The following is a 14,724-nucleotide window of genomic DNA, read 5'->3' on the forward strand; positions in this document are numbered from 1 at the left end:
CCTGGCGGGGGCTATCCAAGACCGTAGGCGGTGCAAGCCTTAAACGTCAAGCCTACGCAGATGGTGCTCCCGGTTCCTTACCGAATCAGACACCAAAACGACATCCGACCTCGGTTGGATGAAACGGTAACAAGCAGGAGTTAAACCCGTGGCAATTAAACTCGAAGACAAGAAGGCCATCGTCGCTGAAGTCAACGAGGCTGCCAAAGTTGCCCTGTCCGCTGTTGTGGCTGATGCCCGCGGTGTGACAGTAGGCGCTATGACCGGACTCCGTAAAGAGGCTCGTGAAGCTGGCGTTTACGTACGTGTTGTACGTAACACCCTGCTCAAGCGCGCTGTTGCTGACACTGAATACAGTGTTCTCAACGACGTGTTCACAGGCCCGACCTTGATCGCATTCTCCAACGAACATCCAGGCGCTGCTGCCCGTTTGTTCAAAGAGTTCGCTAAAGGTCAGGATAAGTTCGAGATCAAGGCAGCTGCGTTCGAGGGCAAGTTCCTCGCAGCTAATCAGATCGACGTACTGGCAAGTCTGCCGACCCGTGACGAAGCAATTTCTCAGCTGATGAGCGTGATTCAAGGCGCTACCAGCAAATTGGCTCGTACTCTGGCGGCCCTTCGCGACCAGAAAGAAGCTGCTGCAGCCTAAGGCTGAGCGACTCCTTTCAGCGTTTATTGTTTATTTCGATGGCCGCCTAGGCTGTCACCCCAATACAGGAATCAATAGTCATGTCTCTGACTACTCAAGAAATCATCGACGCAATCGGTTCGAAATCCGTTCTGGAAATCGTTGAGCTGATCAAGGCAATGGAAGAAGCATTCGGCGTTTCCGCTGCTGCTGCTTCTGCTGGTCCTGCTGCTGCCGCTGCTGTTGTTGAAGAGCAAACTGAATTCAACGTCATGCTGCTGGAAGCTGGCGAGAAGAAAGTTAACGTGATCAAGGCTGTTCGTGAGCTGACTGGTCTGGGCCTGAAAGAAGCCAAGGCAGTAGTTGACAGCGCTCCTAGCGTTGTTCTGGAAGCTGTATCGAAAGACGCAGCTGACAAAGCCAAGGCTACCTTGGAAGAAGCAGGCGCTAAAGTCGAGCTGAAGTAAGCATCGACCTTGCGTCTCCAGCCCAAGCGTTAAGCTGAGGCTGATGGCTGGTGGCTCTTGCCACCGGCCTTTTTCCGTTATTGGCAGCCGACTCGGTTGGCGCCTTTAACGTGCTGTAACCACCCTGTGCGGTGGAGCAAACCAAGGGGTTTGCACGATTTTCTGGCTGCTCCCGTCGGGAGAGGCCAAACAAGCAGGTGACCAAGCTGGGGAACGCTGATGGCTTACTCATATACTGAGAAAAAACGTATCCGCAAGGACTTTAGCAAGTTGCCGGACGTCATGGATGTGCCGTATCTCTTGGCAATCCAGCTGGATTCGTATCGTGAATTCTTGCAGGCGGGAGCGACTAAAGATCAGTTCCGCGACGTGGGCCTGCATGCGGCCTTCAAATCCGTTTTCCCGATCATCAGCTACTCCGGCAATGCTGCGCTGGAGTACGTCGGTTATCGCTTGGGCGAACCGGCATTTGATGTCAAAGAATGCGTGTTGCGCGGTGTAACTTACGCCGTACCTTTGCGGGTAAAAGTTCGTTTGATCATTTTCGACAAAGAATCGTCGAACAAAGCGATCAAGGACATCAAAGAGCAAGAAGTCTACATGGGTGAAATCCCCCTGATGACTGAAAACGGTACCTTCGTAATCAACGGTACCGAGCGTGTAATTGTTTCCCAGCTGCACCGTTCCCCGGGCGTGTTCTTTGACCACGACCGCGGCAAGACGCACAGCTCCGGTAAGCTGCTTTATTCTGCGCGTATCATTCCTTACCGCGGTTCGTGGTTGGACTTCGAGTTCGATCCGAAAGACTGCGTGTTCGTACGTATTGACCGTCGTCGCAAGCTGCCTGCATCGGTACTGCTGCGTGCGCTGGGTTATACGACTGAACAAGTCCTGGACGCGTTCTACACCACCAACGTCTTCCATGTACAAGGTGAAAGCCTGTGTCTGGAATTGGTGCCTCATCGCCTGCGCGGTGAAATTGCGGCCATCGATATCGTCGATGACAAAGGCAAGGTGATTGTTGAGCAGGGTCGTCGTATTACTGCTCGTCACATCAACCAGCTGGAAAAAGCCGGTGTCAAAGAGCTTGTTATGCCTCTGGACTACGTCCTGGGTCGCACAACGGCCAAGGCTATCGTGCACCCGGCTACTGGCGAAATCATTGCTGAGTGCAACACCGAGCTGACGACTGAAATCCTGGCAAAAATTGCCAAGGGTCAAGTAGTTCGTATCGAGACGTTGTACACCAACGATATCGACTGCGGTCCGTTCGTTTCCGACACTCTGAAGATCGACTCCACCAGCAACCAATTGGAAGCTCTGGTAGAGATCTATCGCATGATGCGTCCAGGCGAGCCGCCAACCAAAGACGCTGCCGAGACTCTGTTCAACAACCTGTTCTTCAGCCCCGAGCGTTATGACCTGTCTGCGGTCGGCCGGATGAAGTTCAACCGTCGTATCGGTCGTACCGAGATCGAAGGTTCGGGCGTGTTGTGCAAAGAAGACATCGTTGCCGTGCTGAAGACTCTGGTCGACATCCGTAACGGTAAAGGCATCGTCGATGACATCGACCACCTGGGTAACCGTCGTGTTCGCTGTGTAGGCGAAATGGCCGAGAACCAGTTCCGCGTTGGCCTGGTACGTGTTGAGCGTGCGGTCAAAGAGCGTCTGTCGATGGCTGAAAGCGAAGGCCTGATGCCGCAAGACTTGATCAACGCCAAGCCAGTGGCTGCGGCAGTGAAAGAGTTCTTCGGTTCGAGCCAGCTGTCCCAGTTCATGGACCAGAACAACCCTCTGTCCGAGATCACCCACAAGCGCCGTGTTTCTGCACTGGGCCCGGGCGGTTTGACGCGTGAGCGTGCTGGCTTTGAAGTTCGTGACGTACACCCGACTCACTACGGCCGTGTTTGCCCTATTGAGACGCCGGAAGGTCCGAACATTGGTCTGATCAACTCCTTGGCTGCCTATGCGCGCACCAACCAGTACGGCTTCCTTGAGAGCCCGTACCGTGTAGTGAAAGACGCACTGGTAACTGACGAGATCGTTTTCCTGTCCGCCATCGAAGAAGCCGATCACGTGATCGCTCAGGCCTCGGCCACGATGAACGACAAGAAAGTGCTGATCGACGAACTGGTAGCTGTTCGTCACTTGAACGAATTCACCGTTAAGGCGCCGGAAGACGTCACCTTGATGGACGTTTCGCCGAAGCAGGTAGTTTCGGTTGCAGCGTCGCTGATCCCGTTCCTGGAACACGATGACGCCAACCGTGCGTTGATGGGTTCCAACATGCAGCGTCAAGCTGTACCAACTCTGCGCGCTGACAAGCCGCTGGTAGGTACCGGCATGGAGCGTAACGTAGCTCGTGACTCCGGCGTTTGCGTCGTGGCTCGTCGTGGCGGCGTGATCGACTCTGTTGATGCCAGCCGTATCGTGGTTCGTGTTGCTGATGATGAAGTTGAAACTGGCGAAGCCGGTGTCGACATCTACAACCTGACCAAATACACCCGCTCCAACCAGAACACTTGCATCAACCAGCGTCCGCTGGTTCGCAAGGGTGACCGTGTGCAGCGCAGCGACATCATGGCTGACGGCCCGTCCACCGATATGGGTGAGCTGGCGTTGGGTCAGAACATGCGCATCGCGTTCATGGCCTGGAACGGTTACAACTTCGAAGACTCCATCTGCCTGTCGGAACGAGTTGTTCAAGAAGATCGCTTTACCACGATCCACATTCAGGAACTGACCTGTGTGGCACGTGACACCAAGCTTGGGCCTGAAGAGATCACTGCAGACATCCCGAACGTGGGTGAAGCTGCACTGAACAAACTGGACGAAGCCGGTATTGTTTACGTAGGTGCTGAAGTTGGCGCTGGCGACATTCTGGTAGGTAAGGTCACTCCGAAAGGCGAGACTCAACTGACCCCAGAAGAGAAGCTGTTGCGCGCTATCTTCGGTGAAAAAGCCAGCGACGTTAAAGACACTTCCCTGCGTGTACCTACCGGTACCAAAGGTACTGTTATCGACGTACAGGTCTTCACTCGTGACGGCGTTGAGCGTGATGCTCGTGCCCTGTCGATCGAGAAGACCCAGCTGGACGAGATCCGCAAGGATCTGAACGAAGAGTTCCGTATCGTTGAAGGCGCCACTTTCGAACGTCTGCGCTCTGCTCTGGTTGGCCGTATAGCCGAGGGCGGTGCCGGTCTTAAGAAAGGTCAGGAAATCACCAATGAAATCCTGGACGGTCTTGAGCATGGTCAGTGGTTCAAACTGCGCATGGCTGAAGATGCTCTGAACGAGCAGCTTGAAAAGGCTCAGGCTTACATCATCGATCGCCGTCGTCTGCTGGACGACAAGTTCGAAGACAAGAAGCGCAAACTGCAGCAGGGCGATGACCTGGCTCCAGGCGTGCTGAAAATCGTCAAGGTTTACCTGGCAATCCGTCGTCGCATCCAGCCGGGTGACAAGATGGCTGGTCGTCACGGTAACAAAGGTGTGGTCTCCGTGATCATGCCGGTTGAAGACATGCCGTACGATGCCAATGGCACCCCGGTTGATGTGGTTCTCAACCCGTTGGGCGTACCTTCGCGTATGAACGTTGGTCAGATTCTCGAAACTCACCTGGGCCTCGCGGCTAAAGGTTTGGGCGAGAAGATCAACCTCATGATTGAAGAGCAACGCAAGGTCGCTGACCTGCGTAAGTTCCTGCATGAGATCTACAACGAAATTGGCGGTCGTCAAGAAAGCCTGGATGACTTCACCGACCAGGAAATCCTGGATCTGGCGAAGAACCTTCGTGGCGGTGTGCCGATGGCTACCCCTGTGTTCGACGGTGCCAAAGAAAGCGAAATCAAGGCAATGCTACGTTTGGCAGATCTGCCAGACAGCGGCCAGATGGAGCTGACTGACGGCCGTACCGGCAACAAGTTCGAACGTCCGGTTACCGTTGGCTACATGTACATGCTGAAGCTGAACCACTTGGTAGACGACAAGATGCATGCTCGTTCTACCGGTTCTTACAGCCTGGTTACCCAGCAGCCGCTGGGTGGTAAGGCACAGTTCGGTGGTCAGCGTTTCGGGGAGATGGAGGTCTGGGCGCTGGAAGCCTACGGCGCGGCATACACTCTGCAAGAAATGCTCACAGTGAAGTCGGACGATGTGAACGGTCGTACCAAGATGTACAAAAACATCGTGGACGGCGATCACCGTATGGAGCCGGGCATGCCCGAGTCCTTCAACGTGTTGATCAAAGAAATTCGTTCCCTCGGCATCGATATCGATCTGGAAACCGAATAACACGTGACGCGAATCGAGAGCGGGGCTGTTTAGCCCGCTCTCTGCTCCGCCAGGAGGAAAGGCCTTGAAAGACCTACTGAATTTGCTGAAAAACCAGGGTCAAGTCGAAGAGTTCGACGCCATCCGTATTGGATTGGCATCGCCTGAGATGATCCGTTCGTGGTCGTTCGGTGAAGTTAAAAAACCGGAAACCATCAACTACCGTACGTTCAAGCCTGAGCGTGACGGCCTGTTCTGCGCCAAGATCTTTGGCCCGGTAAAGGATTACGAGTGCCTGTGCGGTAAGTACAAGCGCTTGAAGCACCGCGGTGTGATCTGTGAGAAGTGTGGCGTTGAAGTCGCACTGGCCAAGGTCCGTCGCGAGCGCATGGCTCACATCGAACTGGCTTCGCCAGTTGCTCACATCTGGTTCCTGAAATCGCTGCCGTCCCGTATCGGCTTGCTGATGGACATGACCCTGCGTGATATCGAACGCGTTCTCTACTTCGAGAGCTATGTCGTTATCGATCCAGGCATGACCACTCTGGAAAAAGGTCAGCTGCTGAACGATGAGCAGTATTTCGAAGCGCTGGAAGAGTTCGGCGACGACTTTGATGCCCGTATGGGTGCTGAAGCCGTCCGTGAACTGCTGCACGCTATCGACCTGGAGCACGAGATTGGCCGTCTGCGCGAAGAAATTCCGCAAACCAACTCCGAAACCAAAATCAAGAAGCTGTCCAAGCGCCTGAAGTTGATGGAAGCCTTCCTGGGCTCCGGCAACCTTCCTGAGTGGATGGTTCTGACCGTTCTGCCGGTTCTGCCGCCAGATCTGCGTCCTTTGGTTCCGCTTGATGGCGGTCGTTTCGCGACTTCCGACCTCAACGATCTGTATCGTCGGGTAATCAACCGTAACAACCGCTTGAAGCGCCTGCTTGATCTGTCCGCTCCGGACATCATCGTGCGCAACGAAAAGCGTATGTTGCAAGAAGCGGTCGACGCCTTGCTCGACAACGGCCGTCGTGGTCGCGCCATTACCGGTTCGAACAAGCGCCCTCTGAAATCCTTGGCTGACATGATCAAGGGTAAGCAAGGTCGTTTCCGTCAGAACTTGCTCGGTAAGCGTGTTGACTACTCGGGTCGTTCGGTAATTACCGTAGGTCCGACCCTGCGTCTGCACCAGTGCGGTCTGCCGAAGAAAATGGCTCTTGAGCTGTTCAAGCCGTTCATTTTTGGCAAGCTGGAAATGCGTGGTCTTGCTACCACCATTAAAGCAGCCAAGAAGATGGTTGAGCGTGAGTTGCCGGAAGTTTGGGACGTTCTCGCTGAAGTTATCCGCGAACACCCGGTTCTTCTCAACCGTGCACCGACTCTTCACCGTCTGGGTATCCAGGCGTTTGAACCGGTACTGATCGAAGGTAAGGCTATCCAGCTGCACCCGCTGGTCTGTGCTGCGTACAACGCCGACTTCGACGGCGACCAAATGGCCGTGCACGTACCGCTGACACTGGAAGCCCAGTTGGAAGCGCGTGCGTTGATGATGTCGACCAACAACATTCTGTCGCCAGCCAACGGTGAGCCAATCATCGTTCCGTCGCAGGACGTTGTATTGGGTCTGTACTACATGACGCGTGAAGCGATCAACGCCAAGGGCGAAGGTCGTGTGTTCGCTGACTTGCAAGAAGTTGACCGTGTATTCCGTGCTGGTGAAGCCGCACTGCATGCCAAGGTCAAGGTTCGCATCAGCGAAACCGTCAACGACCGTGATGGCGGCAGCGTGAGCAACACCCGTATCGTCGACACCACTGTCGGCCGTGCGCTGTTGTTCCAGGTTGTGCCAAAAGGTCTGTCGTACGACGTCGTCAACCTGCCGATGAAGAAAAAAGCGATCTCCAAGCTGATCAACCAGTGCTACCGCGTGGTTGGTTTGAAAGAGACCGTTATCTTCGCTGACCAGTTGATGTACACAGGTTTTGCTTACTCGACCATTTCCGGCGTTTCCATCGGTGTTAACGACTTCGTTATCCCTGATGAAAAAGCTCGCATCATCGCGGCCGCAACCGATGAAGTGAAAGAGATCGAAAGTCAGTACGCCTCCGGCCTGGTAACCCAGGGCGAGAAGTACAACAAAGTAATCGACCTTTGGTCGAAAGCTAACGACGAAGTTTCCAAGGCCATGATGTCCAACCTCTCGAAAGAGAAGGTTATCGACCGTCACGGTGTTGAGGTTGAGCAAGAGTCGTTCAACTCGATGTACATGATGGCCGACTCCGGCGCACGGGGTTCTGCAGCGCAGATCCGTCAGCTGGCCGGTATGCGTGGTCTGATGGCCAAGCCGGACGGCTCCATCATTGAAACGCCGATTACTGCGAACTTCCGTGAAGGTTTGAGCGTACTTCAGTACTTCATCTCGACTCACGGTGCTCGTAAGGGTCTGGCGGATACCGCCTTGAAGACAGCTAACTCCGGTTATCTGACTCGTCGTCTGGTAGACGTTGCGCAAGACTTGGTTGTGACTGAAGTTGACTGCGGTACCGAACACGGTCTGCTGATGACTCCGCACATCGAAGGCGGCGACGTTGTTGAGCCATTGGGTGAGCGCGTTCTGGGTCGAGTAATCGCCCGTGACGTATACAAGCCGGGCACCGAGGAAATTATCGTTCCTGCGGGCACTCTGGTTGACGAGAAGTGGGTTGAATTCATCGAGCTGAACAGCATCGACGAAGTCATCGTGCGTTCGCCAATCAGCTGTGAAACTCGCTTCGGTATCTGTGCCAAGTGCTACGGTCGTGACTTGGCTCGTGGTCACCAGGTGAACATCGGTGAAGCTGTTGGCGTAATCGCTGCTCAGTCGATCGGTGAGCCGGGTACACAGCTGACCATGCGTACGTTCCACATCGGTGGTGCGGCAAGCCGGACCTCTGCTGCTGACAGTGTTCAGGTGAAGAATGGCGGTACTGTCCGTCTTCATAACCTCAAGCACGTTGAGCGTGTAGATGGCTGCCTGGTAGCTGTATCCCGTTCGGGTGAGCTGGCCATCGCTGATGACTTCGGTCGTGAGCGTGAGCGCTACAAGCTGCCGTACGGCGCCGTGATTTCGGTTAAAGAAGGTGACAAGGTTGACGCTGGCTCGATCGTAGCCAAGTGGGATCCGCACACTCACCCAATCGTTACCGAAATGAAAGGTACCGTGACCTACGTGGGCATGGAAGAAGGCATCACGATCAAGCGTCAGACTGACGAATTGACCGGTATGACCAACATTGAAGTCCTCGACGCCAAAGACCGTCCAGCTGCCGGCAAGGACATCCGTCCAGCCGTTAAGATGGTTGGTGTGGATGGCAAGGATCTGCTGTTGCCAGGTACCGACGTACCGGCTCAGTACTTCCTTCCAGCCAACGCCCTGGTCGGTGTAGCGGATGGTGCGGAAATCGCGATCGGTGACGTTATCGCTCGTATTCCGCAAGAAACTTCGAAAACTCGAGACATCACCGGTGGTCTGCCACGCGTTGCTGACTTGTTCGAAGCGCGTCGTCCGAAAGAAGCCTCGATTCTGGCTGAAGTCAGCGGCACCATCGCGTTCGGTAAAGAAACCAAAGGCAAGCGCCGTCTGGTTATTACCCCGAACGACGGTACTGATCCGTACGAAGAGCTGATTCCGAAGTGGCGTCACCTGAACGTCTTCGAAGGCGAGCAAGTGAACCGCGGCGAAGTTATCTCCGACGGTCCAAGCGATCCACACGATATCCTGCGTCTGCTGGGTGTAAGTGCGCTGGCCAAGTACATCGTTAACGAGATCCAGGACGTTTACCGTCTGCAAGGCGTAAAAATCAACGATAAGCACATCGAGACCATTCTGCGTCAGATGCTGCGTAAAGTTGAGATCGCCGAGTCTGGTGATTCCACCTTCATCAAGGGCGACCAGATGGAGTTGACCCAGGTGTTGACCGAAAACGAGCGTTTGGGTGGCGAAGATAAATTCGTTTCCAAGTTCACTCGCGTTCTGTTGGGTATCACCAAGGCGTCGTTGTCGACTGAGTCGTTCATCTCCGCGGCCTCTTTCCAAGAGACCACCCGCGTACTGACCGAAGCAGCGGTAACCGGCAAGCGCGACTACCTGCGCGGCCTGAAAGAAAACGTTGTCGTGGGTCGTTTGATCCCGGCTGGTACCGGTTTGGCATACCACAGCGAGCGTAAGCGCCGCCGTGAGGCTGACAAGCCGTTGCGCGTAAGCGCCAGTGAAGTGGAAGCTGCACTGACCGAAGCGCTGAACTCGAGCGGTAACTGAGTTCTGCGGTAAATGAAGGGTGGGCCCCGGCAGTTCCATTCATCGAATTGAGACATTTTGTCTGGGTTTGATGAGTGGAAGTGTCGGGGCCTTGCCTTGACTGGGGGCAAGATCCTCTTTAGACTCTTGTACCCCTAAATTTGGCGGGAATTCGTTCCTGCCATTTTGCTTTTCTTGCAAGACAATAGCGTCGCAAGACAACAGTGGAGCTAGTAGATGGCAACTATCAACCAGCTGGTACGTCAGCCGCGTAAGCGTATCGTCGAGAAATCCGACGTGCCTGCGCTGCAAAACTGCCCGCAACGTCGTGGCGTATGCACCCGTGTGTATACAACTACGCCGAAAAAACCTAACTCGGCACTGCGTAAAGTATGCCGTGTGCGCCTGACCAACGGTTTCGAGGTTTCCTCGTACATCGGTGGTGAAGGTCACAACCTGCAAGAACACAGCGTGGTACTGATTCGTGGCGGTCGTGTAAAAGACTTGCCAGGTGTTCGTTATCACACCGTTCGCGGCTCTTTGGATACTTCCGGCGTTAAAGGTCGTAACCAAGGTCGTTCGAAGTACGGTACCAAGAAGCCGAAGTAGTATTCGGTTGCTGGTAAAAAATGCAGATTTCTTTTTTTCTGAGTCGATAAGAGTAAGGTCGGACGTGCATCCATTGGGTGTAATGGTTCCGAGCTAACCTGAAGACCGTTTGAGGGCTTATCCATGCCAAGAAGACGCGTAGCAGCCAAGCGCGATGTGCTTGACGATCCAAAATACGGAAGCCAAATCCTGGCCAAGTTCATGAACCACGTGATGGAAAGCGGCAAAAAAGCCGTTGCCGAGCGTATCGTTTATGGCGCGCTGGAAAAGGTTAAAGAACGCAAGAACAGCGATCCCCTGGAAATCTTCGAGAAAGCTCTCGACGCCATCGCTCCGCTGGTCGAAGTGAAGTCGCGCCGTGTAGGCGGTGCTACTTACCAGGTTCCGGTCGAAGTTCGCCCGTCCCGTCGTAACGCCCTGGCAATGCGCTGGTTGGTAGACTTCGCCCGCAAGCGCGGCGAGAAGTCTATGGCTCTGCGTTTGGCTGGCGAACTGTTGGACGCAGCTGAAGGTAAAGGTGCTGCTGTTAAGAAGCGTGAAGACGTGCACCGTATGGCCGAAGCTAACAAAGCTTTCTCGCACTACCGCTTCTAATTTCAGCTTCACTAATTTTGCGAGGGCTTTATGGCTCGTACTACTCCGATTAGTCGCTACCGTAACATCGGTATCGTCGCTCACGTAGATGCTGGTAAAACCACCACTACCGAGCGCGTCCTTTTTTACACGGGCAAAAGTCACAAGATGGGCGAGGTGCATGATGGCGCCGCGACCACAGACTGGATGGTGCAGGAGCAGGAGCGTGGTATTACCATTACTTCTGCTGCCATTACCGCCTTCTGGAAAGGTTCTGCAAAGCAGTACAAAGACGAGCATCGCTTCAACGTAATCGATACCCCGGGCCACGTTGACTTCACTATTGAAGTTGAGCGTTCCCTGCGTGTACTCGACGGCGCTGTCGTTGTGTTCTGTGGTACTTCGGGTGTTGAGCCTCAGTCGGAAACCGTATGGCGTCAAGCCAACAAATACGGCGTTCCACGTCTTGTTTACGTAAACAAGATGGACCGTGCTGGTGCAAACTTCCTGCGCGTTATTGAGCAGATCAAGAAGCGTCTGGGTCACACTCCGGTTCCAATCCAGTTGGCTATCGGTTCTGAAGACAACTTCCAGGGTCAGATTGATCTGATCAACATGGAAGCTGTGTACTGGAACGATGCTGACAAAGGTATGGTTCCTGTTCGCAAAGAAATTCCAGCTGAGCTGAAAGATCTTGCTGACGAGTGGCGCGACAACATGGTTCAGGCTGCGGCCGAAGCCAATGAAGAGCTGATGAACAAGTACCTCGAAGGTGAAGAATTCACCATCGCGGAAATCAAGGCTGCTCTGCGTCAGCGTACTATCGCTGGTGAGATCGTCTTGGCTGTTTGCGGTTCTTCCTTCAAGAACAAGGGTGTTCCCCTGGTTCTCGACGCCGTTATCGACTTCCTGCCAGCGCCTAGCGATATTCCAGCCATCAAGGGTACTGACCCTGATGACGAGTCTATCGAGCTGGAGCGTCATGCAGACGATAGCGAGCCGTTCTCGGCTCTGGCGTTCAAGATCGCTACTGACCCATTCGTGGGTACCTTGACCTTCGTCCGTGTTTACTCGGGCGTGTTGAACTCCGGCGACGGCGTGATCAACTCGGTTAAAGGCAAGAAAGAGCGTGTGGGTCGTATGGTGCAAATGCACGCAAACGCCCGTGAAGAAATCAAGGAAGTGCGCGCTGGCGACATCGCGGCCTTGATCGGCATGAAGGACGTCACCACTGGCGAAACTTTGTGCAACGCTGACAAGCCAATCATTCTGGTTCGTATGGACTTCCCGGAGCCGGTTATTTCGGTTGCCGTAGAGCCTAAGACCAAGGATGACCAGGAAAAAATGGGTATCGCTCTGGGCAAACTTGCTCAGGAAGATCCATCTTTCCGCGTTAAAACTGATGAAGAGACTGGTCAAACGATCATCTCTGGCATGGGCGAGCTTCACTTGGACATCCTGGTTGATCGGATGCGCCGTGAGTTCAACGTCGAAGCCAACATCGGCAAGCCTCAGGTTTCGTATCGTGAGCGCATCACGAAGAAGTGTGAAATCGAAGGCAAGTTCGTTCGTCAGTCCGGCGGTCGTGGCCAGTTTGGTCACTGCTGGATCCGTTTTGCACCTGCTGACGAAGGTCAGGAAGGTCTGCAGTTCGTGAACGAAGTGGTAGGTGGTGTGGTTCCTAAGGAATACATCCCGGCTATCCAGAAGGGTATCGAAGAGCAGATGAAGAACGGTGTTGTTGCCGGCTATCCGCTGATCGGCCTGAAGGCTACCGTGTTTGATGGTTCTTACCACGACGTCGACTCCAACGAGATGGCGTTTAAGGTGGCTGCTTCCATGGCGACCAAGCAACTGGCTACCAAAGGTGGCGGTGAGCTGCTTGAGCCGATCATGGCGGTAGAGGTTGTTACACCTGAAGACTATATGGGTGACGTGATGGGCGACTTGAATCGTCGTCGCGGCATGATCCAGGGTATGGAAGATACGGTTTCCGGCAAAGTTATTCGTGCCGAGGTTCCGTTGGGTGAAATGTTCGGTTATGCGACCGACGTTCGTTCCATGTCTCAGGGTCGCGCAAGCTACTCTATGGAATTCAAAAAATACGATACAGCTCCGGCGCACATCGTCGAAACTGTTACTAAAAAACAAGGCTGATTTAGTTCAGTCCTTTAGGCAAGGAGTTAATTGTCGTGGCTAAAGAAAAATTTGATCGTTCCCTACCGCACGTCAACGTTGGCACTATCGGTCACGTTGACCATGGTAAAACCACGCTGACTGCAGCTCTGACTCGTGTTTGCTCCGAGATTTTCGGTTCGGCAATCGTTGACTTCGATAAAATCGACAGCGCGCCAGAAGAAAAAGCTCGTGGTATCACCATCAACACTGCGCACGTTGAATACAACTCGCTGATCCGTCACTACGCTCACGTTGACTGCCCAGGTCACGCTGACTATGTGAAGAACATGATCACCGGTGCTGCTCAGATGGACGGCGCTATTCTGGTTTGTTCGGCCGCTGATGGTCCGATGCCACAAACCCGTGAGCACATCCTGCTGTCCCGTCAGGTTGGCGTTCCGTACATCGTGGTTTTCCTGAACAAGGCTGACCTGGTAGACGACGCTGAGCTGCTGGAACTGGTTGAGATGGAAGTTCGTGACCTGCTGTCGACTTACGACTTCCCAGGCGACGACACTCCGATCATCATCGGTTCTGCTCGTATGGCTCTGGAAGGCAAAGACGACAACGAAATGGGCACCACTGCCGTTCGTAAACTGGTTGAGACTCTGGATACTTACATTCCGGATCCAGTTCGTGTTATCGACAAGCCGTTCCTGATGCCAATCGAAGACGTATTCTCGATCTCCGGTCGCGGTACTGTTGTGACTGGTCGTATCGAGCGCGGTATCGTTCGCGTTCAAGATCCGCTGGAAATCGTTGGTCTGCGTGACACTACTGTCACCACCTGCACCGGCGTTGAAATGTTCCGTAAGCTGCTTGACGAAGGTCGTGCTGGCGAGAACTGCGGCGTGCTGCTGCGCGGCACCAAGCGTGACGACGTAGAGCGTGGCCAGGTTCTGGTTAAGCCGGGTTCGGTTAAGCCGCACACTACCTTCGAAGCTGAAGTGTACGTGTTGAGCAAAGAAGAAGGCGGCCGTCATACTCCGTTCTTCAAAGGCTACCGTCCACAGTTCTACTTCCGGACCACTGACGTGACCGGTAACTGCGAACTGCCGGAAGGCGTTGAAATGGTAATGCCAGGCGACAACATCAAAATGGTTGTCACCCTGATCAAAACCATCGCAATGGAAGACGGTCTGCGTTTCGCAATCCGTGAAGGCGGTCGTACCGTCGGCGCTGGCGTAGTAGCCAAAATCATTGCTTAAGCTTTGATTGCCTGAAAAAGCCTCCGCTCAGCGGGGGCTTTTTTTATTGAGTTGACACCCAGTTGGGCCATCTATAGAATTGCGCCTCCTTTAAACGGGCGTATTGCGCTCGGTGGGAATAGCAATCGGAGTCTGAAATCCAATGCAAAATCAGCAAATCCGTATCAGGTTGAAGGCTTTTGACCATCGCCTGATCGACCAATCAACCCAGGAAATCGTGGAAACCGCGAAACGTACTGGTGCTCAAGTGCGTGGTCCAATTCCACTGCCTACCCGTAAAGAGCGGTTCACCGTTCTGGTCTCCCCGCACGTCAACAAAGACGCGCGTGACCAGTACGAGATCCGTACTCATAAGCGCGTTCTGGACATCGTCCAGCCAACGGATAAAACCGTTGATGCACTTATGAAGCTTGATCTTGCGGCCGGTGTGGAAGTGCAGATCAGCCTCGGCTAAGACTTGGGTCTTAGTCGTGTAACGCTCTGAAATGGGCGGCCATAGCGGGTGAAAGCCCCGTACACTCATGA

9 protein-coding genes are annotated in these 14,724 nt (G+C 54.1%); all 9 read left to right on the forward strand.

Annotation, left to right across the window (positions count from 1 at the left end):
• Positions 1-148 precede the first annotated feature (148 nt).
• On the forward strand, positions 149-649 hold the full coding sequence (gene rplJ / locus BLW11_RS06485) for a 50S ribosomal protein L10 (RefSeq protein WP_003444392.1): 501 nt from the start codon (positions 149-151) through the stop codon (positions 647-649).
• Between the two features lie 80 nt (positions 650-729).
• A complete protein-coding gene (gene rplL, locus BLW11_RS06490; protein WP_048359442.1) occupies positions 730-1,095 on the forward strand; it encodes a 50S ribosomal protein L7/L12 in 366 nt (121 codons plus the stop codon).
• Positions 1,096-1,314: 219 nt separating this feature from the next.
• A complete protein-coding gene (gene rpoB / locus BLW11_RS06495; RefSeq protein WP_048359441.1) occupies positions 1,315-5,388 on the forward strand; it encodes a DNA-directed RNA polymerase subunit beta in 4,074 nt (1,357 codons plus the stop codon).
• A 64-nt stretch (positions 5,389-5,452) separates the two neighbouring features.
• Positions 5,453-9,652 (forward strand): DNA-directed RNA polymerase subunit beta', encoded by a 4,200-nt coding sequence (gene rpoC / locus BLW11_RS06500; RefSeq protein ID WP_048359440.1) that lies wholly within the window; start codon positions 5,453-5,455, stop codon positions 9,650-9,652.
• Positions 9,653-9,868: 216 nt separating this feature from the next.
• Positions 9,869-10,240 carry a 30S ribosomal protein S12 gene (gene rpsL / locus BLW11_RS06505; protein WP_002555494.1) on the forward strand — a complete coding sequence of 124 codons (372 nt, stop codon included), beginning with the start codon at positions 9,869-9,871 and terminating at the stop codon, positions 10,238-10,240.
• A 123-nt stretch (positions 10,241-10,363) separates the two neighbouring features.
• Positions 10,364-10,834, forward strand: coding sequence for a 30S ribosomal protein S7 (gene rpsG / locus BLW11_RS06510; protein WP_019824369.1), 471 nt, complete (start codon positions 10,364-10,366; stop codon positions 10,832-10,834).
• A 30-nt stretch (positions 10,835-10,864) separates the two neighbouring features.
• Entirely contained in the window at positions 10,865-12,970 is a 2,106-nt protein-coding gene (gene fusA / locus BLW11_RS06515; RefSeq protein ID WP_048359439.1) for an elongation factor G, read from the forward strand.
• Between the two features lie 35 nt (positions 12,971-13,005).
• The gene (gene tuf / locus BLW11_RS06520) at positions 13,006-14,199 is read left to right on the forward strand and encodes an elongation factor Tu (protein WP_003444379.1); all 1,194 of its coding nucleotides are present in this window, start codon (positions 13,006-13,008) and stop codon (positions 14,197-14,199) included.
• 142 nt (positions 14,200-14,341) lie between these two features.
• Complete coding sequence (gene rpsJ, locus BLW11_RS06525; RefSeq protein WP_003186070.1) at positions 14,342-14,653, forward strand: 30S ribosomal protein S10; 312 nt, start codon at positions 14,342-14,344, stop codon at positions 14,651-14,653.
• Positions 14,654-14,724: the final 71 nt, after the last annotated feature.

It is taken from the genome of Pseudomonas deceptionensis (assembly GCF_900106095.1).
GTDB lineage: Bacteria > Pseudomonadota > Gammaproteobacteria > Pseudomonadales > Pseudomonadaceae > Aquipseudomonas > Aquipseudomonas deceptionensis.